This is a genomic window from Pseudomonas paraveronii (assembly GCF_963681955.1).
Taxonomy (GTDB): Bacteria; Pseudomonadota; Gammaproteobacteria; order Pseudomonadales; family Pseudomonadaceae; genus Aquipseudomonas; species Aquipseudomonas paraveronii.
This window is the reverse complement of sequence record NZ_OY817130.1, coordinates 6,082,927-6,105,741: the sequence shown is the minus strand read 5'-3', so window position 1 is coordinate 6,105,741 and position 22,815 is coordinate 6,082,927. Positions and strand designations below refer to the sequence as shown.

Sequence of the window (22,815 nt, the reverse complement as noted above, 5' to 3'; positions counted from 1 at the left end):
GGTGTTAGCGTCCTAGTCTGACGGGTTCGGCCCGAGGGCGCTTGATGCGGGTCAAATGAAGCGCAAGCCTAACCCGGTTGCGTTGCAGATGCATGCATTGGGCGCGTGACTGTAAGGTTCTGCCGTTCAGCGCAGCGCGAGTACCGCTGACCATTGCTCGGCGGTCACCGGCATCACCGAGAGACGGCTGCCTTTTTGCACCAGCGGCAGTTCGGCCAGGGCGGTTTGCTGCTTCAGATAGCCCAGGCCGAGTAGCTTGGGAAACGTCTGGACGTGGGCCACGTTGATCGCGCTCCACGGGTTTTTGTCCGGACTGGCCTTGGCGTCGAAATAGTGGCTGGAAGGGTCCAGCGCGGTGGGGTCTGGATACGCCGCCGCGACGATTTTGCCGATGCCGGCAATGCCAGGCTCCGGGCAACTGGAGTGGTAGAAGAAAAACTCATCGCCCACCGCCATCGCGCGCAGAAAGTTGCGCGCCTGATAGTTGCGAACCCCGTCCCATCGCGTTTCGCCGAGGTGTTCCAGGCCGGTGATGGAAAGTTCGTCGGGCTCGGATTTCATCAGCCAGTAGGCCATTGGGCGGCTCCTGAAAAAGGCGTTGGACAGGTTGTCGGGCAATTACATGACAAACCGACGGTCGGTTGGCGTCAAGGTTTGCGTGTTGGTTCACGTTAACGCAGAATGCCGGGATTTTAAGCTTGACGCAGCTGCAACGGACTACTTTGGAACGTTGTTGTCATCGTGTACGAGGTGCCTGAAGGGGGGCAATCGATGCAACGTAAACCGGATTTACTATGGATATTGGTTATTTTGTTTGGTCTGGGCGTCGTGACCACCGGGTATGCGCAGAGCTTGTGGTCGAACAAGACCGATGCGCCCATTGAGCTGACTCAGCAGCAGACTCAACCGTTCAAGCGTTAACCCTTCTTCAGGGCGTCGCGGGTTCCAGCGACGCCTGCGCGATATACCATTTCTTATCGGTGACGGTGCCCGCCAACGGCACATCCCAGCTCGCCTGCACCAGTCGTTCGACTTTCTGACATTCATGGGCCAGGCCCAACAACGTCGGCTTGCGCCAGTGCTGACGGCGTGCCAGGTAAGCCAGGCTGCGGTCATAAAAACCGCCGCCCATGCCCAGGCGCCCCCCCGCGTCATCGAACCCAACCAACGGCAATAGCACCAGATCCAGCGCCCAGACCTTGCGCTGGCGGCGCACATTCGTCCGTGGTTCAAGAATGCGAAAGCGATTGGGCAGCAGCTTCTCCCCAGGCCGCACACGCTGGAACGCCATCTTGGTCCGTGGCCAGGCGCTGAGCACCGGCAGGTAGGTGGCCTTGCCCCGACGCTGGGCCGCACGCAGCAGCAAGCGCGGATCGATTTCACCGTCCGTCGGTAGATACAGGGAAATATGCTTGGCCCGGCGAAACAGCGGGTGCTGTGCCAGTTGCCGATACACGCCTTGGGCGGCTTTGCGTTGCTCGCTCGGCGTGAGGGCGCGGCGGGCGTTGCGCAACATGCGTCGAAGTTGCGGACGAGAAAGCGGCGCAGGTTCGGTCATGGTTTTTCGGCTCATAAAACAATGCCAGTCCTGGGACTGGCATTGAGTTTGGGATTCAGGCTCCCCGACAGAACCGCTGTCGACTAAGCCCTTGAACCCGAAAGTTCAAGGTGGAAGATGCAGTAGGCTTTAAGGCTTTCCGTCTAGCGGACATGCACACCAGCCAAACGTGCAACTTCCAGGGTAGTGCGAATCGGCTCCGGGACATCGCCGACTGGCAAGCACGCCAGGGAGTGGGGCGAGTATACCTTAAACGGGCGCGGCAATCAGCCCTTGGGTGCCTCGGAATCGTTGGACAGTGCCAGGTCCACACGCTCCAGCAGGTCACGCACCTGCTCGCGCGTCGAGCCGCTGGCCTGTACGTCAGGCCGCTCCTGCTTATGCAGCAGATCGTGGGTGATATTCAGCGCGGCCATCACGGCGATGCGGTCGGCGCCGATCACTTTGCCGCTGCTGCGGATTTCACGCATTTTGCCATCCAGGTAACGGGCGGCGCTCACCAGGTTGCTGCGCTCTTCCTGGGGGCAAATGATCGAATATTCTTTGTCGAGAATCTGCACGGTGACGCTATTGCTTGAACTCATGAGTCTTGCTCCAGGGCCTTAAGGCGCGAAATCATCGATTCGACCTTACGCCGGGCGATTTCGTTTTTTTCAATGAGGTGAGCGCGTTCCTCGCGCCAGGTCTTTTCCTGAGCTAATAGGAGTCCGTTTTGCCTCTTTAGTTGCTCGACCCGATCAATTAGCAATTCGAATCTGGCCATCAGCGCTTGCAGGTCGGTGTCTTCCATTGGGTTCCACTGGATTTGTCTGATGAATGGCAACTGCAGGATAAACGATCTGACGCCCTTGATAGTCTTGGTACGTCTGCCGGTGCTAGGATACAGCGCTCCATTCTAGACATTGCGCCGTCTGGCGCCTAGCTCACCATGCCCATTCAGAACTCCCCGTATGATGCTTTTACCAAACTGCTGAGCACCAGCGGTCATCCTTGCTCGCCTGCCGAACTGCACGGCGTGTTGCTGGGCCGCAGTTGCACCGGTGTCGGCTTTGACGCCGACAACTGGCTGGCCGATGTGGCCGAACTGCTGGAAACAGAACCCAACGATAACGTGCGCAACGCGCTGATCGGCCTGCAGGAAATGGTCAAGGGCGAGCTGACCGGTGATGACGTCACCGTGGTCCTGCTGCTGCCGACCGACGATGCACCGCTCACCGAGCGCGCTGCCGCGCTGGGCCAATGGTGCCAGGGCTTCCTCCATGGTTTTGGCGTGAACGCCGGCGGCCTGGAGCTGAGCACCGACGCCAAGGAAGTGCTGCAGGACCTGGCCGCCATCGCCCAGGTGCAAGATGCCCTGGAAGAATCCGAAGACGGTGAAGGCGACTACATGGAAGTCATGGAGTACCTGCGCGTCGCGCCGTTGCTGCTGTTCACCGAGACCCGCAAGCCCGCTGAACCGGTCGCGGCCAAGCCGTCGTTGCACTAAGGCTGTCACTGCACCAAGAAAGGAAACCCATCTGCCCATGATCCATATCCCGAAAGCGGAATACACCCGTCGCCGCAAGGCGCTCATGGCGCAGATGGTGCCTAACAGCATCGCGATTCTACCGGCCGCTGCCGTGGCCATCCGCAACCGCGATGTCGAACATGTCTACCGCCAGGACAGCGATTTCCAGTACCTGAGCGGCTTCCCCGAGCCCCAGGCGGTGATCGTGCTGATGCCCGGTCGCCAGCACGGCGAGTACGTGCTGTTCTGTCGCGAACGCAATGCCGAGCGCGAACTGTGGGACGGCCTGCGCGCCGGCACCGAAGGCGCGGTGCGTGATTTCGGCGCCGACGATGCCTTCCCCATCACCGATATCGACGACATCCTCCCCGGCCTGATCGAAGGCCGCGACCGGGTGTATTCGGCCATGGGCAGCAATGCCGAGTTCGACCGGCACCTGATGGAGTGGATCAACGTCATCCGCTCTAAAGCGCACCTGGGCGCCCAGCCGCCGAACGAATTCGTTGCCCTGGATCATCTGCTCCACGACATGCGCCTGTATAAATCGGCGGCGGAAGTGAAGGTGATGCGCGAAGCTGCGCGAATTTCCTGCGCGGCCCACGTGCGGGCCATGCAGGCCAGCCGCGCTGGCTTGCATGAGTTCAGCCTCGAAGCCGAGCTGGATTACGCGTTCCGCAAAGGCGGCGCGAAGATGCCGGCCTATGGCTCCATCGTCGCCGCCGGGCGCAACAGCTGCATCCTGCATTACCAGCAGAATGACGCGCTGCTCAAGGACGGTGATCTGGTGCTGATCGACGCCGGTTGCGAGATCGACTGCTACGCCAGCGACATCACCCGCACCTGGCCGGTCAACGGCACGTTTTCGCCCGAGCAAAAGGCGATCTATGAAGTCGTGCTGGCCTCCCAGGAAGCCGCCTTCGCCGAGATTGCACCGAACAAGCATTGGAACCAGGCCCATGAGGCCACCGTGCGGGTCATCACCGCCGGGCTGGTGAAACTGGGGTTGCTGCAAGGTGACGTTGACGAACTGATCGCCAGCGAGGCCTACAAGTCTTTCTATATGCACCGCGCCGGCCACTGGCTGGGGATGGATGTGCATGATGTCGGCGAGTACAAAGTCGGCGGTGAATGGCGTGTGCTGGAAGTCGGCATGGCGTTGACCGTAGAGCCGGGGATCTATATTTCGCCGGACAACCAGAACGTGGCAAAGAAATGGCGTGGCATTGGCGTGCGCATCGAGGACGACGTGGTAGTGACCAAACAAGGCTGTGAGATTCTGACCGGCGGCGTGCCCAAGACCGTCGTCGACATCGAAGCATTGATGGCTGCCGCCCGATGAGCCGGGTCAACCTGGCCATTATCGGCGGCGGCCTGGTGGGCGCCAGCCTGGCGTTGGCGTTGCAGGCCGGGGCCAAGGCGCGGGGCTGGAAGATCCTACTGATCGAACCCTTCGCGCCGGGCGACAGCTACCAGCCGAGCTACGACGCGCGCTCCTCGGCGCTGTCCTATGGCGCACGGCAGATTTATCAGCGTTTGGGCCTGTGGCAGGCCATCTCCCGCCGCGCCGAGCCGATCAAGCAGATTCATGTGTCGGACCGTGGGCGCTTTTCCACCGCCCGTTTATCCGCCATGGAAGAGGGCGTGCCGGCCCTCGGCTACGTGGTGGAAAACGCCTGGCTCGGCCAATGCCTGTGGCAAGGCCTGGATAAGGACGTGGTCAGTTGGCGCTGCCCGGCTGAAGTCACGCGCATGGAGCCGCTGCCCGACGGCTATCGCCTGACCCTAAACGACGAAACCGTGCTCGAGTGTGACCTTGCCGTGCTGGCCGACGGCGGTCGCTCCGGCCTGCGTGAGCAATTGGGTATCGCCGTGAAAGCCCGCCCGTACAACCAGAGCGCGCTGATCGCCAATATCACCCCGAGCGAAGCCCACAACGGCGAAGCCTTCGAGCGTTTCACCGACGAAGGCCCGATGGCCCTGCTGCCGCTGCCGGACAACCGCTGCGCGCTGGTCTGGACCCGTGCCGGCATGGACGCGCAGCGCCTGGCCAACCTGGATGAACGCAGTTTCCTCAGTGAATTGCAGGGCGTGTTCGGCTACCGCCTGGGCACCTTGAAGCAAGTCGGCGCGCGGCATCTGTACCCGTTGACCCTGGTGGAAGCCGAAGAACAAGTACGCTCGCACCTGGCGATCCTCGGCAATGCCGCCCACAGCCTGCACCCGATTGCCGGGCAGGGTTTCAACCTGTCCCTGCGCGATGCGAGTGCCCTGGCCGAGGCCTTGCTGGCCGGGCCAGCGGTGCCGGGTGACCTGGCGACCCTGCAGGCGTATCGCGAGCGTCAGCGCATGGATCAGAAGCTGACCGTGGGCTTCTCCGATCAGGTCACGCGCCTGTTCGGCAGCGCTCAGCCGTTGGTCGCGCTGGGGCGCAACATGGGCTTGCTGGGCCTGGATTTGCTACCGCCGGCCAAACGCTGGTTCGCCCGTCAAGCCATGGGCCTGGGCACGCGTCCGGATGCGTAAGTGGCTGATCGCCCGTCTGGGCAAAGCGCGCTTGTTGCGTTGGGTCATGAGTGTGTACCCACCGTATTTGGGCGCTGGGGTCCGCGTGCGGCAGATGAGCGCGGATTTCCGGCATGTCAAAGTGCGCATGGGCCTGGGCTGGTACAACCGTAACTACGTCGGTACGCAATTCGGCGGCAGCCTGTATTCGATGGTCGACCCGTTCTACATGTTGATGCTGATGGAGAACCTGGGCCGCGACTACATCGTCTGGGACAAGTCCGCCAGCATCGACTTCATCTCGCCGGGCAAAGGCCCGGTGTATGCCGAATTTTCCATCGACGACGCCTTGCTGGATGAGATTCGTCGACAGACCGAGGGCGGCGAGAAGTACTTGCCCCACCTCAAGGTCCAGATTCATGACGGCTCCGGCACCCTGGTGGCGCGGGTCGACAAAACCCTTTACGTGCGGCGCAAGCCGCCAGCGAGACAGGCTTAAAGCATGGACATGCGCGCAGATGTGCTGATTGTCGGGGCCGGAATGGTCGGGAGCGCCCTGGCGCTGGCGTTGCAGGGCAGTGGCCTGCAGGTGCTGCTGCTGGATGGCGGCCCGCTGAGCGTCAAGCCGTTCGAGCGTGACGCCGCCTTTGAACCACGGGTGAGCGCCTTGTCGGCCGCCAGCCAGCGCATCCTTGAGCGCCTTGGCGTGTGGGACGGTATCGTCGAACGGCGCGCCAGCCCGTATGGCGAGATGCAGGTGTGGGACGGCAGCGGCACCGGGCAGATCCATTTTTCGGCGGCCAGCGTGCATGCCGAAGTGCTCGGGCATATCGTCGAAAACCGCGTGGTCCAGGATGCCTTGCTCGATCGCCTGCACGACTGCGACCTGGGCCTGCTGGCCAATGCGCGCCTGGAACAGATGCGCCGCTCCGGCGATGACTGGCTGCTGACCCTGGCCGATGGCCGCACGTTGCGTGCGCCGCTGGTGGTCGCCGCCGATGGCGCCAACTCCGCCGTGCGCCGTTTGACCGGCACCGCGACCCGCGAATGGGATTACCTGCATAACGCTATCGTCACCAGCGTGCGCAGCAGCCAACCGCACCAGCGCACAGCCTGGCAACGCTTTACCGACACCGGCCCGCTGGCGTTTTTGCCGCTGGTGCGCGATGGGCAGGAGGACTGGTGTTCGATCGTCTGGTCGACCACGCCGGCTGAGTCCGCACGCCTGATGGCACTGGATGACGAAAACTTCTGCCGCGAGCTGGAACGCGCCTTCGAAGGGCGGCTGGGCACGGTGCTCAGCGCCGACCCGCGCGTGTGCGTGCCATTGCGCCAGCGCCACGCCAAACGTTATGTGGCCGAAGGCCTGGCGTTGATCGGTGACGCGGCCCATGTGATCCACCCGTTGGCGGGGCAGGGCGTGAACCTGGGTTTTCTCGACGCGGCCGTGCTGGCCGAGGTGCTGTTATCGGCGACCGAACGTGGTGAGCGCCTGGCGGATGTGAAAGTGCTGAGCCGTTACGAGCGCCGGCGCATGCCGCATAACCTGGCGCTGATGGCGGCGATGGAAGGTTTCGAGCGCTTGTTCCAGGCCGACCAACTGCCGCTGCGTTGGCTGCGCAATGCCGGCTTGAAGGTGGTCGACCAGATGCCGGAAGCCAAGGCGATCTTCGTGCGCCAGGCCCTTGGCTTGAGCGGGGATCTACCGGAACTGGCCAAACCCTGATACACCCGGCAGTCCGGGCTTGTCCGCGATGAGGCGATACGTCGCACTGCCGAAGGTGGCCTCGCAACATCTCGTAACGCCTCACTCGAGTGATTGATTGAGATGCTAAATGTGAGTCCTTATCATTTGTACTCTTTTGTCCACGAGAGACCGCACCCATGTCGGCACCCAAGCGCCTCCTGACTGCCCTGGCACTCACCCTCATCGGCAGCACCACCGCGCAGGCGGCCGATGAAGTTGTGGTCTACTCCTCGCGCATCGACGAACTGATCAAGCCGGTGTTCGATGCCTACACCCAGAAAACCGGGGTGCAGGTGAAGTTCATCACCGACAAGGAAGCCCCGCTGATGCAGCGCATCAAGGCCGAGGGCGAGAACGCCACCGCCGACCTGCTGCTCACCGTCGACGCCGGCAACCTCTGGCAGGCCGAGCAGATGGGCATCCTGCAACCGTTCACCTCCAAGCTGATCGACGCCAATATTCCGCTGCAATACCGCTCGTCCACCCACGCCTGGACCGGTTTGAGCCTGCGTGCGCGGACCCTCGCCTACTCCACCGCCCGGGTGAAGCCCGGCGAGCTGACCACCTACGAAGCCCTGGCCGACAAACAATGGGAAGGCCGCCTGTGCCTGCGCACGGCGAAAAAGGTCTACAACCAGTCGCTGACCGCCACCCTGATCGAAACCCATGGCGCGGCCAAGACCGAAGCAATCGTCAAGGGTTGGGTCAATAACCTGTCCACCGATGTGTTCTCCGACGACATCGCCGTGCTCGAAGCGATCAACGCCGGGCAGTGCGACGTGGGCATCGTCAACACTTACTACTACGGCCGCCTGCACAAGCAGAAGCCGGACCTGGCGGTGAAGTTGTTCTGGCCGAACCAGAGCGACCGTGGCGTGCATGTGAACCTGTCCGGCATCGGCCTGACCAAATACGCGCCGCACCCCGAAGCGGCCAAGGCGCTGGTGGAATGGATGACCACACCCGAGGCGCAGAAGATTTTTGCCGACGTGAACCAGGAGTTCCCGGCCAACCCCACGGTGGCGCCGTCGGCTGAAGTGGCCAGTTGGGGCAAGTTCGTGGCAGACACCTTGCCGGTGGAAATCGCGGGCAAGCGTCAGGCCGAGGCGATTCGCTTGATGGATCGGGCCGGCTGGAACTGAATGTGTATGAGGGAGGGGGCAAGCCCCCTCCCACACGGTTTTGTGTCTGTCTGTAGATCATCCATTCCCAGGGAATTTGCTCTTGGCCCACCCCGCCCAACGCCGCTGGTACCTGCCGGTCTTCAGCGTCGCCGCCTTGGTGTTGCTGCCGCTGAGCGTGCTGTTGCTGTCCTGGCAAAGCATCGATGCGCAGATCTGGTCCCATCTGTGGCAAACCCAGATGCCGCGCCTGTTGGGCAATACCTTGACCCTGGTGCTCGGCGTTGGCGTCGGTGTGACCCTGTTGGGTGTAAGCCTGGCGTGGCTGACCAGCCTCTGCGAATTTCCCGGGCGGCGCTGGCTCGATTGGGCGCTGATGTTGCCGTTCGCGATCCCCGCGTATGTGCTGGCGTTTGTATTTGTCGGCCTGCTGGACTTCTCGGGGCCGGTGCAAACCCTGCTGCGTGAAGCATTCGGCAGCGGCTTGCGCCTGCCCCGCGTGCGTTCCACCGGTGGGGTGGTCATCGTGTTGGTGCTGGTGTTCTATCCCTACGTCTACTTGCTGGCGCGCACGGCATTCCTGGCCCAGGGCAAGGGCCTGATGGAGGCGGCGCGCGTGCTCGGGCAATCGCCCTGGCAAGCCTTCTGGCGCGTGGCCCTGCCCATGGCGCGGCCGGCGATTGGCGCCGGGGTGGCCCTGGCACTGATGGAGACCCTGGCGGATTTCGGTGCGGTCTCGGTGTTCAACTTCGATACCTTCACCACCGCGATCTACAAGACCTGGTACGGCTTTTTCAGCCTGTCCAGCGCGGCCCAACTGGCCAGCCTGTTGCTGCTGGTGGTGATGCTGGTGCTCTACGGCGAGCGTCGTGCCCGCGGTGCCAGTCGGCCGAGCAATGAGCGGCCGCGCGCCAAGGCGTTGTATCACCTACGCGGGTGGAAGGCGGTGGCGGCGAGTGGTTGGTGCGCCCTGGTGTTTGCCTGTGCCTTTGTCATTCCGATGCTGCAACTGATCGCCTGGTTCTGGCAGCGCGGCCGCTTCGATCTGGACGAGCGCTATACGGGTCTGATCATCCACACCCTCTACCTGGGCGGTATCGCGGCGCTGGTCACTGTCAGCGTCGCCTTGATCCTGGCCTTCGCCAACCGTCTGGCGCCGACCCGGGCGATTCGCTCTGGCATCAGCCTGGCCAACGTCGGATATGCCTTGCCGGGCTCGGTACTGGCGGTGTCGATCATGTTGGCGTTCAGTTACCTGGACCGTGAGTGGGTGGTGCCGTTGTCGGGCTGGCTCGGCGGCGCGGGCAAGCCCTTGTTGCTGGGCAGTTTGTCGGCCTTGGTGCTGGCGTATCTGGTGCGCTTCCTGGCAGTGGCTTACGGGCCGCTGGAAAACAGCCTGGCGCGCATTCGTCCATCGTTGCCCGAAGCGGCGCGCAGCCTTGGGGTGAGCGGCCCACGACTGTTTTGCAAAGTGTATCTTCCGTTGTTGCTGCCGGGCACCCTGAGCGCCGCGTTGCTGGTGTTCGTCGACGTGCTCAAGGAAATGCCGGCGACCCTGCTGATGCGCCCGTTTGGCTGGGACACCCTGGCGGTGCGGATCTTTGAGATGACCAGTGAAGGGGAGTGGGCACGGGCTTCGTTACCGGCCTTGACCTTGGTGCTGGTCGGCCTGTTGCCGGTGGTTGGACTGATACGACGCTCCGCACGACAAATCGGTTAGGTGCCAGTCCTACGGCTTGAGGCTACAATGCGCGGCATTCGGTACGCTCCGTGTTTCGGACCGGCTCGTTGGATGTGGCGGCAGGCCTTTTAATTCAAGGTGTTCAGCCCATCCCGCAGCCCTGCGTACCTTCGCCAAGCCCGGAAGGAGAAACCCATGGGACAGCGTACGCCTCTGTATGACCTGCATCTCGCCCTCGGCGCGAAAATGGTCGATTTTGGCGGTTGGGATATGCCTCTGCACTACGGCTCGCAAGTGGAAGAACACCATCAGGTGCGACGCGACTGCGGGGTGTTCGATGTATCTCATATGACCGTGATCGATGTCACCGGCCCCCAGGCCAAGGAATGGCTGCAGTACCTGCTGGCCAATGACGTCGACCGTTTGCACGGCTGCGGCCGTGCGTTGTACAGCGCCATGCTCAACGAGCACGGCGGGGTGGTGGACGACATGATCGTCTACCGTACCGAAGCCGGTTATCGGTTGGTGGTCAACGCCGCCACCCGTGACCAGGACATGGCCTGGATGCACGCGCAGTTGGGCACTTATCAGGTGCAACTGCACGAGCGCTCCGAACTGTCCATGCTCGCTATCCAAGGCCCCCACGCCCGGCAGAAAATCGCCGAACTGGTGACCCAGTCGCGCGGCACCCTGATCCACCAGCTCAAGCCCTTCGAAGGCCAGGCCGACGGTGACTGGTTTATCGCCCGCACTGGCTACACCGGCGAAGACGGCCTGGAAATTATCCTGCCGGCCGATCAGGCCCCGGGCTTTTTCAACGACTTGGTAGGTGCGGGTATTTCACCCATCGGCCTCGGCGCCCGCGACACCCTGCGCCTGGAAGCCGGCATGAACCTGTATGGCCAGGATATCCACCAGGACGTTTCGCCCCTGGCGGCCAACATGGCCTGGAGCATTGCCTGGGAACCGGCCGAGCGCCGTTTCATCGGTCGTGCCGCGCTGGAAGCCGAACTGGCGGCCGGGGTGCAGACCAAATTGGTCGGTTTGGTGCTGGAAGAACGTGGGGTTTTACGCGCTCACCAGGTGGTTCGTATCGCCAATGTTGGCGAAGGGGAGATCACCAGTGGTAGTTTCTCTCCTACGCTGAGTAAATCCATTGCTTTGGCGCGTGTACCGACGGCAACCGCCGATCGGGCCGAAGTGGAAATCCGCGGCAAGTGGTATCCGGTTCGAGTGGTCAAACCGACCTTCGTGCGCCATGGTAAAACCTTGATCTAACTATTCCGGCAGGCCAATGGCCGCTGACATTTCTTCTTGAGGACATAGACTATGAGCGATATCCCTGCCGGCCTGCGTTATGCCGAAAGTCACGAATGGGCCCGTTTGGAAGCTGACGGCACCGTCACCGTCGGGATCTCCGACCATGCCCAGGAAGCCTTGGGTGATGTGGTGTTTGTAGAGTTGGCCGAAGTCGGCAAAGTGTTTGCGGCGGGTGAAACGGCGGGTGTCGTGGAGTCGGTTAAAGCGGCTTCTGATATCTACTCGCCAGTTGCTGGCGAAGTGATTGCGGTTAACGAAGAACTGGGTGGCAGCCCTGAGTTGCTGAACACCGACCCTTACGGTGCCTGGATCTTCAAGCTCAAGCCAAGCAGCGTTGACGCCGACCTGGCCAAACTGCTCGATGCCGCCGGCTACAAGGCCTACATCGGCGAGTGATCCCGCTGCAGGAGCCGGTCATCCGGCTCCTGCAACCGCCTTTCAGCGCTGCAGCACGGCCTTCACCGCCGCTACCGAGCGTTCCACATCCGTCTCTGTCATCGCCGTGAACATCGGCAACGACACGATCAAACGCCCAACACGCTCCGCTACCGGGAACATGCCTTCCTTGAACCCGCGTGCCCGATACAGGCTCAACAGGTGGATCGGCGGGTAGTGATAGCCAATGCCGACGCCGTGGGCCTGCATCTGCTCCATGAATGTGGCACGGGCGGGCAGCCCGTCCTGGCGCTCCGGCAGGACCAGTTGGAACAGGTGCCAGTTGCTGTTTTCGAAATCTGCCGGTGGCAGTTGTGCACCGTATTGCTCTTCAAAATCACTGCCGAAGCACTTGAAGTAGTGCCGCGCCAGGTTCTGGCGATGGGCGGTGATCTCCTGGATATGGGCAAATTGCCCCAGGCCGATGGCGGCGGCGATGTCGGTCATGTTGAACTTGCCGCCCAGCACATCCACGTCCAGGCCGTCGAAGCCGGTGCGGGTGACGCCCTGCAAGCGGTACTTCTCTGCCAGGCGTGCTTCGTCGGCGTTGTTCAACACCAGGCAGCCGCCCTCGGAAGAGGTGATGTTCTTGTTCGCCTGGAAGCTGAACGACACGAAGTCGCCGGTGGCACCGATCCGCTCACCGTCCCAGCTCGAACCCAGGGCCTGGGCGGCGTCCTCAACGATACGCAGGTTGTACTTGTTGGCCAGTGCGTAAAGCATCGGCATATCCACGGGCAGGCCGGCCAGGTACACCGGGATGATCGCTTTGGTGCGCGGGGTGATGGCCGCTTCGACCTGGGCCAGGTCGATATTGCGGGTTACCGGGTCGATATCGGCAAACACCGGCGTGGCGCCGACTTCCAGAATCACGTTGGCCGTGGCGACCCAGGAGATCGGCGTGGTGATGACTTCATCGCCCGGCCCGATACCGGCGATGCGCAGGGCAATCTCCATGGTGCAGGTGCCCGAGTTGAAGGTGCGTACCGGTCGCCCGCCAAAGTATTCCGACAACTGCGCTTCGAACGCCTGCACTTTCGGCCCGCTGGTGATCCAGCCCGAACGCAGTACATCACCGACCGCCGAGATGGTGGCTTCATCAATGGTAGGTTTGGAAAATGGCAGAAAAGGCTGTTGGCTCATGACGGCGAAGGCATCCGTTTCGGTAGACGATGAGAGAAGGCATATCAGTACCGGCATGGTTGCACGGCTTGACTGAATATAGCCTGTCATCTGTGAATGAAACGTCACCCAAACGGGGAAAATGCCGCGTTGAGAGCGGCATTTTCTGCTGCGAGTCAGAAGGAAACGCGCGCCTCCAGAAACATATTCTGCTCTTTGAGCTTGCCTTTGAGCTGCTCATCCCGTGCGTTCACGCGGTTGGCGAAGGTGTTGTAGCCCGTTTCCACATCGCCCATGGCGATATAGCGATAGCCGGCGCCGAGGGTGAGTTGTTCGCTGATCTTGGCCTCCAGCCCCATGCCGACGCTGTAGGCGAAATTGTGCTGGCGGTTGCTGGCAAAACGCCGGGTCTCGTTGGTTTGGTAGCCCTCGGCGCTAATCCGCGCCACCCCCACCCCGGTCATGCCGTAAAACGACAGCCAATCATTGATCGGGATGTCCTTGTAGCCATTGAGCATCAAGCGCTGGCTATGGACCTGCAGGTTGTTGACGTTGGCATTGAAGGGCGCCCAGTAGGATTTGAAGGCCGAATTCTTCGGCATGGTGTATTCCCCTTCCAGGCGCCAGCCATCGGCAAAGGCATAACCCGTGGCGAAAGAGGCGACGATGGACTTGCTGCTATCGGGCGCCTCCACCCGTTCGGTGACGCGTGGGCTGGTTAGCAGAGCGCTGGAGAGATTCTGGCGGGCGTGGTTGAGCTTCAACGACCCGTACCAGTTTTCTGCATGGGTGTAGGGGGCAAAGAACGCAGAGAGCAGCAGCGCGTAGGCGAGTTTTTGCATGGAAGGAATTCGCTTGATGGAAAAGGAATCCTTAGCTTGTTGCCTGGCCCTTGAGGGCTCGATAGGACTTCTCCGCCCGCGGCTGGAAAAAATAGACTATCTGCGTAGTGCCCAGGGGTGATGACTGTAGGAAATGACCCCAAAAAATGCCGCTGAGAAGCGGCATTCTTTTTGGGCCGAGTATTACTCGGTGACAGCGTTTTTCGCGAGGATGGCGTTGGCCAATTCCATGTCCGTGGCTTGGAGGCCAGGGTTGTCGGCGCGGACTTTCTGCATGGCGGCTTCCAGGTACGGGCCGCGGATGCCGCCGTCGCTGGCAACAAAGCTGCCTGCGTCGTCTTGGGCGGCAACCACCAGCTTGTGGTCCTTGAAGGTCAGGTACGTCGAGCCGGTCGTGGCGCCCGACGAGATGACATTGCGCCAGAAGCTGTCGGCCATGGCTGAACCGACAGGTAGGGAAAGCACGGCGAGGGTGGCGACAGCATATTTGAGACGCATGGCGGGTGACTCCGGGTGGGTTATCTGTACTCTATGATTGTAGTTAGCCCAATCGAGTTCCATCACTGACTAAACAGTTTCAACCTGCAAAGTCGTTCCATCCTGTGCAATCACGCGTACATGAGCGCCTACGGGGGTGTCCGGTCCGGTCACCATCCACACGCCGTCACCGACTTTTATTTTGCCGCGGCCATCCACAATCGCCTGATGCACGATAAACGTGTGGCCGATCAGCTCCGACCCCCGCTCGTTGAGCCCCGGTTGGTCGCTGGCCTTGGCGCTGCTGCGCTGGCGCTTCCACCAGTACACCGCCGTCAATATCGACAATACCGCGAACAGCAGCAGTTGCCATTCCAGCCCGAGCGGCGGCACCAGGAACTTGATCACGCCCACGGCAGCGGCGGCAATCCCCATCCACAACAGGTAACCACCTGCGCCGAACACCTCCAGAATCAGCAGCACCGTCCCCAGCGCCAGCCAATCCCAAAACGATAAATGCTGCAGGAAATCCCACATGGCGATGGCCTCAGCCTTTCTTGTTGTCGAAAGTCGCTTTGACGATTTCGCCGATACCGCCCACAGCGCCGATCACCTGGCTGGCTTCCAGCGGCATGAGGATCACCTTGCTGTTGTTGGCGGAAGCCAGTTTGCCCAGCGCGTCGATGTATTTCTGTGCGACGAAGTAGTTGATGGCCTGCACGTTACCGGTGGCGATCGCTTCGGACACGACTTGGGTAGCGCGGGCTTCTGCCTCGGCTTGACGCTCGCGGGCTTCGGACTCCAGGAACGCAGCTTGGCGTCCGCCTTCGGCTTCGAGGATCTGCGCCTGCTTTTTGCCTTCGGCGGTCAGGATCGCCGACGCCCGCAGGCCTTCGGCTTCGAGGATCTGTGCACGCTTGATCCGCTCGGCTTTCATCTGGCCCGACATGGCGGCCATCAGGTCCGCAGGTGGGCTGATGTCCTTGATCTCGATCCGGGTGATCTTGATACCCCACGGCGCCGTGGCTTCGTCGACGGTGCGCAGCAGTTTTTCGTTGATGCCGTCACGCTGGCTGAGCATCGCATCCAGTTCCATGGAGCCGAGTACGGTACGGATATTGGTCTGCAACAGGTTGCGGATGGCATGTTCGAGGTTGTTCACCTCATAAGCGGCCTGGGCGGTGTTGACCACCTGGAAGAAGCACACGGCGTCGATCTGCACGGTGGCGTTGTCGGCGGTGATCACTTCCTGGGGCGGGATATCCAGCACGCTTTCCATCACGTTGATCTTGCGACCGATGCGGTCCATGACCGGGATGATGATGTTGAGACCGGGCTTGAGCGTGTTGGTGTAGCGGCCAAAGCGCTCGACCGTCCACTGATAGCCCTGGGGCACGACTTTGAAGCCCATGAAGAGGATGGCGATGGCCAATCCCACGAAAAGAAGCAGTACGGTTCCGATCTGCATAGCGATTCCCTATCTGAAGATGTCAGTAAAACGACGTTCGGCCGATTGTAGCGGGGTTGTCTGCGATAAGAAGGATTTCACCGCCCGACCGCCAACGGATTTGTTTCTGAATCCCCAGGCGTGACCCGTAAGACTTCCACCAGGCTGGTCTGCCCGGCTTCAACCCTGTGCATACCGGCCATTCGCAGGCTGCCCATACCTTGTCGGCGCGCCGCCTGGCGCAAGGCCTGCACGTCGGTACCAGGGGTGATCAGCGACTTGAGCGCGTCGTCCAGCACCATGATTTCGTAGACTCCGGCGCGCCCGCGATAACCGCTGTCACGACACTCCGCGCAGCCGGTCGCTGTGGTGTGCTTGCCGCTCGTCGTGCGTTTGCAGTCGGGACACAAGAGTCGCACCAGGCGCTGCGCCATCACGCCCAATAATGTGGCCTTGATCAAATAATGAGCAATTCCAAGTTCCTGCAAACGGCTGATCGCACTCGGCGCATCGTTGGTGTGCAGGGTCGACAGCACCAGGTGCCCGGTCAACGCGGCCTGGATCGCCATCTCGGCGGTTTCCTGGTCGCGAATCTCGCCGATCATGATGATGTCCGGGTCCTGGCGCAGCAGTGCGCGGATGCCACTGGCGAAGGTCAGGTCGATATTGTGCTGCACCTGCATCTGGTTGAACGCCGGTTCGATCATCTCGATCGGATCTTCCACCGTACACAGGTTGAGCTCACGGCTCGCCAGGCGCTTGAGGGTGGCGTAGAGGGTGCTGGTCTTGCCGGAGCCGGTGGGGCCGGTGACCAGGATGATGCCGTGGGGCTGGCGGGTCAGGCTGTGCCAGCGCTCCTGGTCCTGGGCCGAGAGGCCAAGCTGGTCGAAGTCCCTGAGCAGTACCTGGGGGTCGAAAATCCGCATCACCAGTTTCTCGCCAAACACCGTGGGCAAAGTTGAAAGGCGCAATTCAACCTCCGCGCCCGCCGGGGTTTTGGTCTTGACCCGCCCGTCCTGCGGCTTGCGTTTTTCCGCCACGTTCATCCGGCCCAGGCTTTTCAGGCGGCTGACCACCGCCATCGTGACCTGGGGCGGAAACTGATAGACGTCATGCAGCAGCCCATCGATGCGAAAACGCACGCGGCCCTGGTCGCGACACGGCTCGATGTGGATATCGCTGGCCCGCTGGCCGAACGCGTACTGCAACAGCCAGTCGACGATATTGACGATATGCGCGTCGTTGGCATCCGGCGCCTGGTCGCCGGTGCCGAGGTTGAGCAGGTCGAAATGGCCCGGCGCCGGCGTTGTTTGATCGGCGCCGCTGACCGACTTCGCCAATCGGTAAAACTCCCCTATGCAGCGCTGGATGGCCTGGGGGTTGGCGACCACGCGCTTGATCGAGCGTTTGAGCACCTGCGCTAGCCCGGCTTCCCAGGCGCAGACATAAGGCTCGGCGCTGGCGACCGTGACGCTCTGCGCATCCACGGCCACCGCAAGAATGCCGTGGCGCTGGGCGAACGCGTGGGACATCAGTGGCACCAGCGTCGCCACATCGATCTTCAGCGGGTCGATACGCAGGTAAGGTTGCCCGCTACGCTGCGCCAGCCATTGCGTCAGGGTTTCCAGGCAAGGCCCCTGGGCCGCGATGCACTCCAGGGGATGCTGGTTAGGTGCGGGCGCCAGCGTCGACAAGCGCTGAGCCACATCGAATGTGACCATGCCTTGTTTGACCAGGGCCGGTAACAACGTGTGCAATTCCAATCGCTGATCAACAGGCATCGAGGTTTTCCTGGGGGCGCCGGGTGTATTCCCAGGCTAGTCAGCCTCTGACCCGCTGCCTCCCAGTGTGTATTGCAGGCTTTTACCGGGCGCCTGCGACCACCGCCTGAGGCCGCACGGAATCAGGCGCCCACATCTCCAGCGAGCACACGCTGATCAGGTTTCGAATCTTTTCACCGATCACCTGGGCGCGGTGCCAGCTCACGCCATCGATCACGATATCGAGGGTCAGCAAGTCTTCCTGGCGATTCACAACCACCTGCCGGGGCGTCAGGAACTGCAGCGCGAAATAGTTGAGCACCCGGCACAGCACATCGGGTTCGGCCTCGGCGACGATCTGGTAATGGGCCTGGCAATGGGCGCTATTGACGGCCCACGCATCGACGCGGGTAGCGGGGTAGGTGGTTTCGACGGCGTGCATGCTGACTCTCCAGATTTGACTGAAGAAATTTTTACATTCGCCAGCGGAGATTTCTTATCTAAGATGAGCCTGATTCGTCGAAAAATGCACAAATTAATTCAAGATAACCACAGTAATAGGTATTTCTATGCACAGCGAGCTGGACGTCTACGACCGCCGTATCCTGGCCCTGCTGCAAGAGGACGCCTCGCTCTCCAGCGCGCAGATCGCCGAGCAGGTCGGCCTGTCTCAATCGCCATGCTGGCGGCGAATCCAGCGGCTGAAGGAGGAGGGCGTGATCCGCGGCCAGGTCACGCTGCTGGACCGCAAGAAGATCGGCCTCAATACGCAGATTTTTGCCGAGGTCAAACTCAATGCCCACGGGCGCTCCAACTTCACCGAGTTCACCGAGGCGATCCGTGGGTTTCCCGAAGTCTTGGAGTGTTATGTGCTGATGGGGGCGGTGGATTTTCTGCTGCGCATCGTCACGTCGGATATCGAGGCGTATGAGCGGTTTTTCTTCGAGAAGTTGTCGATGGTGCCGGGGATTCAGGAGGTCAATTCGATCGTGGCGTTGTCGGAGATCAAGTCCACCACTAGCCTGCCAGTATTGGGCTGACAGGGCTGGCCTCATCGGGGGCAAGCCCCCTCCCACATTGGAGTGGGAAGTGGCTTGCTCCCGATGGCGATATTACAGACGCAGCAGGGTCTTCCAGGCACGGTTCTGATACACCGCAATCGCCTGGTGCATGCGCGCATCCAGCGATTCATCGGTGATCGGCTGGTTGGCCAGTTGCACCAGCTTGTTCAATTCACCATACAGGCGGTCGAGTTCCGGGATGTCTACCACCTGGCGTGCGTGGTGCAGCCAGGCCTGGATGCGTTCGATGCGCGGCAGTTGCTCGGCCAGGTCTTCCGGTTGCTGCTGATAGCGCGGCAGTTGCAGGGCGACGGCATCTTCGGCCAGCAGGCGTGGCAGCCAGTTGGTGATTTGCGCAGCGCCCTGGCGGTTGCCGCGCACGTTGCGGTCGGCGGTCCAGGTGCGGTTCAGCAACCAGCGGGAGGTGTTCAGCGAGAACAGGCCCCAACGCACGTCGGTCAATTCCTCGGCGAATTGCTCCGGCGCGGCTTTGCGAATGTCTTCATCGTCGTCACCGGCCTGGACCAGCGGGCGCCAGTCTTCCAGCAGAGCATCGAGTGCGCTGCGCAGTTCGCTGGTGGATTGACGCGGCGCGGCCTGGCCGAGGCTGCCGAGCAGGGCGCGCAGTTCGCCGAGGTTGTCGACCCAGTCCTGCAGCAGGCGCCAGTGGCCATTGAAACGGTATTGCTCGGCCAGGCGCTGGCTGCTGCCGAGCAGGTGCCACATGATCGCGGCGAAGGCATCGTCCAGTGGCATTTCGGCGTGCAATTGCGGCGCTGGCAGGCTCAGGGAATAGCTGCTGGCGTCATACAGGCGGTAGCCGCGTTCGGCCTTGCTGATGTCACATGGCATCAGCGCCAGGGTCGCGGCCAGCTCGGCGGCCAGTTCCAGCAGGGCGGCCGGTTCACCTTCGCGCAGTTCCAGTTCCAGCTCGCAGATTTCTTCTTTCTGCTTGCCGACCACCACATGGCCCAGGTCCAGTGCGGCTTCGATCACCACCTTGGTCTTGCCCCGGCCCCAGGCGATTTCGGCGCGTTCGCGCACGAAGTCGGTGGTGAAGATCGGCTTGAGGGTCTTTTTGTCCAGCTCGGCGAGTTCCTCGGGCCAGCATTCGCCGTCGAGTTTTTTCACGTCGAGCTTGGCTTTGGGCAGTTCCCAGTTGTACTCGTTACGCTCCGACAAACCGGCGACGCTTTGGCCGCGGGTCTTGAGGGTCTGGATCACGGTGTCACCGTCCTTGCGTAAACGCAGGGCGACTTTGGCCTGGGCCAGGTCGCGCTCGGGGGTGTCGAAGTACTGGTTCATCAACTCAAGGTGTTCCCAGCCACTTTTGTTGCGTTTTTTCAGTAGCGGGTGCTCACGTAGCGCGGCGAGTGTTTCGCGGCTGACGCGGAGCTTGATTTCGGTTTCTTTCTGCATGGCCGGAAAATCCAGGATCGGGAGCGCAGCCGGGAAAAAGAGTGGCTGCCAAGGTCGTGCAGTGTACAGGACTGAGCCCGGCAACGCGCCGCAACGGTTTATTGTGTCGTGCAGATGCCTCTATAGTGAGATTCATCCGGGAAGTAGGGAGACCGCGCATGCCGTTACCGTCCATGAAAGAGCAATTCGCCGCCTTGATTGCCACGCCGTCGGTCAGTTGCACCCAGGCGTCTCTCGACCAGAGCAACCGTCCGGTGATCGACCTGCTCGCCGGCTGGCTGGGCGACCTGGGCTTCGCCATCGACATCCAGCCTGTCAGCCCCGGCAAGTTCAACCTGCTCGCCAGTTTCGGCACGGGCCCCGGTGGTCTGGTGTTGGCCGGCCATAGCGATACCGTGCCGTATGACGCCGCGCTGTGGAAGACCGATCCTCTCAAGCTGACGGAGGTCGACGGTCGCTGGGTAGGATTGGGCAGCTGCGACATGAAGGGTTTTTTCGCGCTGGCCATCGAAGCGGTATTGCCACTGCTCGACCAGCCGTTCAAGCAGCCGCTGCTGATTCTCGCCACCTGTGATGAAGAAAGCTCCATGTCCGGCGCCCGTGCATTGGCGGCGGCCGGGCGCCCGCTGGGGCGTGCGGCCGTGATTGGTGAGCCGACGGGCCTCAAGCCGATCCGCCTGCATAAAGGCGTGATGATGGAACGCATCGACATCCTGGGTCGCAGCGGCCACTCGTCGGACCCGAGCCTGGGCCACAGCGCGCTGGAAGCCATGCACGACGCCATCGGCGAACTGCGCGGCCTGCGCCTGGCCTGGCAGCGCGAGTACCGCAACCCGCAGTTCAGCGTGCCGCAACCGACCCTGAATTTCGGCTGCATCCACGGCGGCGATAACCCCAACCGCATCTGCGGCCAGTGTTCCCTGGAGTTCGACCTGCGGCCCTTGCCCGGCATGGATCCGCAGGTGCTGCGCGCGGCGATCCGGCAGAAGCTCGAACCGGTGGCCGAGCGCCATAAGGTGAAGATCGACTATGCGCCGCTGTTCGCCGAAGTGCCGCCGTTCGAGCAGGCCGAAGACGCGGAGCTGGTGCGGGTCGCGGAACGATTGACCGGTCATCGCGCCGAAGCAGTAGCGTTCGGCACCGAAGCGCCTTATCTTCAGCGCCTTGGTTGTGAAACCCTGGTGCTTGGCCCTGGCGATATCGCCTGCGCCCACCAGCCGGGCGAATACCTCGAAATGTCACGCTTGACGCCTACAGTGCGTCTATTGCGGGAACTGATCGAGCATTACTGCCTGACACCTGCATAAATTAATCCCTGCCCATGCGTACATAAGGAGAGCGAGCGTGTTGCCAAGCCTGTTCCGACGATAACCATCAGCCTGCTGTGCGTTTTCACGACTCATCCTTTTTTGGCTGCTTTTTATTACAGGCCCAGGTTCCATGCCCGACTACGTCAATTGGCTTCGTCACGCTTCGCCCTACATCAACGCCCACCGCGACTGCACCTTTGTGGTCATGCTGCCCGGCGATGGTGTGGATCATCCGAACTTCGGCAATATCGTCCACGACCTGGTGCTGCTCCACAGCCTGGGCGTGCGACTGGTGCTGGTCCACGGTTCGCGCCCACAGATTGAAGCGCGCCTTGAAGCGCGCGGGCTCAACCCGGTTTACCACGACGGCCTGCGCATCACCGATGCCGCCACGCTGGAGTGCGTGATCGACGCGGTCGGCCATCTGCGTATCGCCATTGAAGCGCGCCTGTCGATGGACATGGCCTCGTCGCCGATGCAGGGCTCGCGCCTGCGCGTGGCCAGCGGCAACCTGGTGACGGCGCGCCCGATCGGCGTGCTCGAAGGCGTGGACTTCCACCACACCGGCGAAGTGCGTCGGGTCGACCGCAAAGGCATCAATCGCCTGCTGGACGAGCGCTCCATCGTGCTGCTGTCGCCCCTGGGTTATTCGCCCACCGGCGAGATCTTCAACCTGGCCTGCGAAGACGTCGCCACCCGCGCCGCCATCGACCTGGCCGCCGACAAACTGCTGCTGTTCGGCGCTGATCCTGGCCTTATCGATGAAAATGGTCGCCTGGTGCGCGAACTGCGTCCGCAACAAGTGCCGGCGCACCTGCAACGCCTGGGCAGCAACTACCAGGCGGAATTGCTCGATGCAGCCGCCGAGGCGTGCCGTGGCGGCGTAGCGCGTAGCCATATCGTCAGCTACGCCGAAGACGGCGCCTTGCTCACCGAACTGTTCACCCGGGACGGTGGCGGTACGCTGGTGGCCCAGGAACAATTCGAGCTGGTGCGCGAGGCGGCGATCGAGGACGTTGGCGGCTTGCTCGACCTGATCAGCCCGCTGGAGGAACAGGGCATTCTGGTGCGCCGTTCGCGGGAAGTGCTGGAGCGTGAGATCGAGCAGTTCAGCGTGGTCGAACGCGAAGGCATGATCATCGCCTGCGCGGCGCTGTATCAGATCGCCGATTCGGATGCGGGGGAGCTGGCGTGTCTGGCGGTCAACCCGGAGTACCGCCACGGCAGACGCGGCGATGAGCTGCTGGAGCGCATCGAGACCCGCGCCAGGGCGCAGGGGTTGAAGACGCTCTTCGTGCTAACCACACGCACGGCGCACTGGTTCCGCGAGCGCGGCTTTGTGCCCAGCAGTGTGGAGCGCCTGCCATCGGCGCGGGCATCGCTGTACAACTATCAGCGTAATTCGAAGATTTTCGAGAAAGCCCTGTAAAACCCCGCCCTCCCAGCCACTGAGCTGACTCCTGTGGGCGCTGGCTTGCCTGCGATACAGACGTAACGCTATCGCAG

Annotated in this window: 25 protein-coding genes and 1 other RNA gene; 13 read left to right on the top strand and 13 right to left on the bottom strand. The window is 62.0% G+C overall.

Annotated elements, in window-relative coordinates; translation table 11 throughout:
* Positions 1-126: 126 nt before the first annotated feature.
* Positions 127-576: an EVE domain-containing protein gene (locus U5A08_RS28390; protein ID WP_253400061.1), complete on the bottom strand. Its 450-nt coding sequence runs from the start codon at positions 574-576 to the stop codon at positions 127-129.
* 195 nt (positions 577-771) lie between these two features.
* Between U5A08_RS28390 and U5A08_RS28385 the strand changes: the two genes are divergently transcribed.
* Entirely contained in the window at positions 772-921 is a 150-nt protein-coding gene (locus tag U5A08_RS28385; RefSeq protein ID WP_247405666.1) for a hypothetical protein, read from the top strand.
* Positions 922-928: 7 nt separating this feature from the next.
* Here U5A08_RS28385 and U5A08_RS28380 read toward each other — a convergent pair whose 3' ends face one another.
* From U5A08_RS28380 to U5A08_RS28365, 4 genes are all read right to left on the bottom strand, one after another.
* The gene (locus tag U5A08_RS28380) at positions 929-1,558 is read right to left on the bottom strand and encodes a 5-formyltetrahydrofolate cyclo-ligase (RefSeq protein WP_253400455.1); all 630 of its coding nucleotides are present in this window, start codon (positions 1,556-1,558) and stop codon (positions 929-931) included.
* Between the two features lie 57 nt (positions 1,559-1,615).
* Positions 1,616-1,794: non-coding RNA, 6S RNA (gene ssrS / locus U5A08_RS28375), on the bottom strand.
* Positions 1,795-1,824: 30 nt separating this feature from the next.
* Positions 1,825-2,142, bottom strand: a complete 318-nt coding sequence (locus tag U5A08_RS28370) for a cell division protein ZapA (protein ID WP_247405663.1) — start codon at positions 2,140-2,142, stop codon at positions 1,825-1,827.
* On the bottom strand, positions 2,139-2,348 hold the full coding sequence (locus U5A08_RS28365; protein WP_247405660.1) for a TIGR02449 family protein: 210 nt from the start codon (positions 2,346-2,348) through the stop codon (positions 2,139-2,141). Before U5A08_RS28365 ends, U5A08_RS28370 begins: the two co-directional genes overlap by 4 nt.
* A gap of 138 nt (positions 2,349-2,486) precedes the next feature.
* On the opposite strand from U5A08_RS28365, the gene U5A08_RS28360 reads away from it, so the two are divergent.
* The 9 genes from U5A08_RS28360 to gcvH all read left to right on the top strand — a co-directional run bounded on the left by U5A08_RS28360 (position 2,487) and on the right by gcvH (position 11,832).
* Complete coding sequence (locus tag U5A08_RS28360) at positions 2,487-3,044, top strand: YecA/YgfB family protein (RefSeq protein WP_253400060.1); 558 nt, start codon at positions 2,487-2,489, stop codon at positions 3,042-3,044.
* 37 nt (positions 3,045-3,081) lie between these two features.
* On the top strand, positions 3,082-4,404 hold the full coding sequence (gene pepP / locus U5A08_RS28355) for a Xaa-Pro aminopeptidase (protein WP_253400059.1): 1,323 nt from the start codon (positions 3,082-3,084) through the stop codon (positions 4,402-4,404).
* Entirely contained in the window at positions 4,401-5,588 is a 1,188-nt protein-coding gene (gene ubiH / locus U5A08_RS28350; RefSeq protein ID WP_253400058.1) for a 2-octaprenyl-6-methoxyphenyl hydroxylase, read from the top strand. The genes pepP and ubiH overlap by 4 nt, the downstream gene beginning before the upstream one ends.
* Positions 5,581-6,066 carry a DUF4442 domain-containing protein gene (locus tag U5A08_RS28345; protein ID WP_253400057.1) on the top strand — a complete coding sequence of 162 codons (486 nt, stop codon included), beginning with the start codon at positions 5,581-5,583 and terminating at the stop codon, positions 6,064-6,066. The genes ubiH and U5A08_RS28345 overlap by 8 nt, the downstream gene beginning before the upstream one ends.
* A gap of 9 nt (positions 6,067-6,075) precedes the next feature.
* Positions 6,076-7,293 (top strand): 2-octaprenyl-3-methyl-6-methoxy-1,4-benzoquinol hydroxylase, encoded by a 1,218-nt coding sequence (locus U5A08_RS28340; RefSeq protein WP_253400454.1) that lies wholly within the window; start codon positions 6,076-6,078, stop codon positions 7,291-7,293.
* A gap of 158 nt (positions 7,294-7,451) precedes the next feature.
* Complete coding sequence (locus U5A08_RS28335) at positions 7,452-8,456, top strand: extracellular solute-binding protein (RefSeq protein ID WP_253400056.1); 1,005 nt, start codon at positions 7,452-7,454, stop codon at positions 8,454-8,456.
* Between the two features lie 82 nt (positions 8,457-8,538).
* Entirely contained in the window at positions 8,539-10,155 is a 1,617-nt protein-coding gene (locus U5A08_RS28330) for an ABC transporter permease (protein ID WP_253400055.1), read from the top strand.
* 156 nt (positions 10,156-10,311) lie between these two features.
* Positions 10,312-11,394 (top strand): glycine cleavage system aminomethyltransferase GcvT, encoded by a 1,083-nt coding sequence (gcvT, locus tag U5A08_RS28325; RefSeq protein ID WP_253400054.1) that lies wholly within the window; start codon positions 10,312-10,314, stop codon positions 11,392-11,394.
* Between the two features lie 51 nt (positions 11,395-11,445).
* A complete protein-coding gene (gcvH, locus tag U5A08_RS28320) occupies positions 11,446-11,832 on the top strand; it encodes a glycine cleavage system protein GcvH (protein WP_253400053.1) in 387 nt (128 codons plus the stop codon).
* A gap of 42 nt (positions 11,833-11,874) precedes the next feature.
* Here the strand turns inward: gcvH and U5A08_RS28315 are convergent, their stop codons facing one another.
* The 7 genes from U5A08_RS28315 to U5A08_RS28285 form a co-directional block, all read right to left on the bottom strand.
* On the bottom strand, positions 11,875-13,014 hold the full coding sequence (locus U5A08_RS28315) for a DegT/DnrJ/EryC1/StrS family aminotransferase (protein WP_253400052.1): 1,140 nt from the start codon (positions 13,012-13,014) through the stop codon (positions 11,875-11,877).
* Positions 13,015-13,169: 155 nt separating this feature from the next.
* Entirely contained in the window at positions 13,170-13,835 is a 666-nt protein-coding gene (locus U5A08_RS28310; RefSeq protein WP_253400051.1) for an outer membrane protein, read from the bottom strand.
* 183 nt (positions 13,836-14,018) lie between these two features.
* The gene (locus U5A08_RS28305) at positions 14,019-14,333 is read right to left on the bottom strand and encodes a DUF2388 domain-containing protein (RefSeq protein WP_003176799.1); all 315 of its coding nucleotides are present in this window, start codon (positions 14,331-14,333) and stop codon (positions 14,019-14,021) included.
* A 69-nt stretch (positions 14,334-14,402) separates the two neighbouring features.
* On the bottom strand, positions 14,403-14,849 hold the full coding sequence (locus U5A08_RS28300; RefSeq protein ID WP_253400050.1) for an NfeD family protein: 447 nt from the start codon (positions 14,847-14,849) through the stop codon (positions 14,403-14,405).
* A 10-nt stretch (positions 14,850-14,859) separates the two neighbouring features.
* The gene (locus U5A08_RS28295; RefSeq protein ID WP_046381704.1) at positions 14,860-15,780 is read right to left on the bottom strand and encodes an SPFH domain-containing protein; all 921 of its coding nucleotides are present in this window, start codon (positions 15,778-15,780) and stop codon (positions 14,860-14,862) included.
* A gap of 77 nt (positions 15,781-15,857) precedes the next feature.
* Complete coding sequence (locus tag U5A08_RS28290) at positions 15,858-17,540, bottom strand: GspE/PulE family protein (RefSeq protein ID WP_253400049.1); 1,683 nt, start codon at positions 17,538-17,540, stop codon at positions 15,858-15,860.
* An 82-nt stretch (positions 17,541-17,622) separates the two neighbouring features.
* Complete coding sequence (locus tag U5A08_RS28285) at positions 17,623-17,961, bottom strand: ACT-like domain-containing protein (RefSeq protein ID WP_253400048.1); 339 nt, start codon at positions 17,959-17,961, stop codon at positions 17,623-17,625.
* Positions 17,962-18,088: 127 nt separating this feature from the next.
* Between U5A08_RS28285 and U5A08_RS28280 the strand changes: the two genes are divergently transcribed.
* Entirely contained in the window at positions 18,089-18,559 is a 471-nt protein-coding gene (locus U5A08_RS28280) for an Lrp/AsnC family transcriptional regulator (RefSeq protein WP_253400047.1), read from the top strand.
* 72 nt (positions 18,560-18,631) lie between these two features.
* On the opposite strand, the gene U5A08_RS28275 is transcribed toward U5A08_RS28280, so the two are convergent.
* Positions 18,632-19,999, bottom strand: a complete 1,368-nt coding sequence (locus tag U5A08_RS28275) for a CYTH domain-containing protein (RefSeq protein WP_253400046.1) — start codon at positions 19,997-19,999, stop codon at positions 18,632-18,634.
* Positions 20,000-20,157: 158 nt separating this feature from the next.
* Between U5A08_RS28275 and argE the strand changes: the two genes are divergently transcribed.
* Together argE and argA are read left to right on the top strand one after the other, a co-directional pair.
* A complete protein-coding gene (gene argE / locus U5A08_RS28270; protein ID WP_321849452.1) occupies positions 20,158-21,306 on the top strand; it encodes an acetylornithine deacetylase in 1,149 nt (382 codons plus the stop codon).
* Between the two features lie 133 nt (positions 21,307-21,439).
* Positions 21,440-22,738, top strand: coding sequence for an amino-acid N-acetyltransferase (argA, locus tag U5A08_RS28265; protein ID WP_253400044.1), 1,299 nt, complete (start codon positions 21,440-21,442; stop codon positions 22,736-22,738).
* Positions 22,739-22,815: the final 77 nt, after the last annotated feature.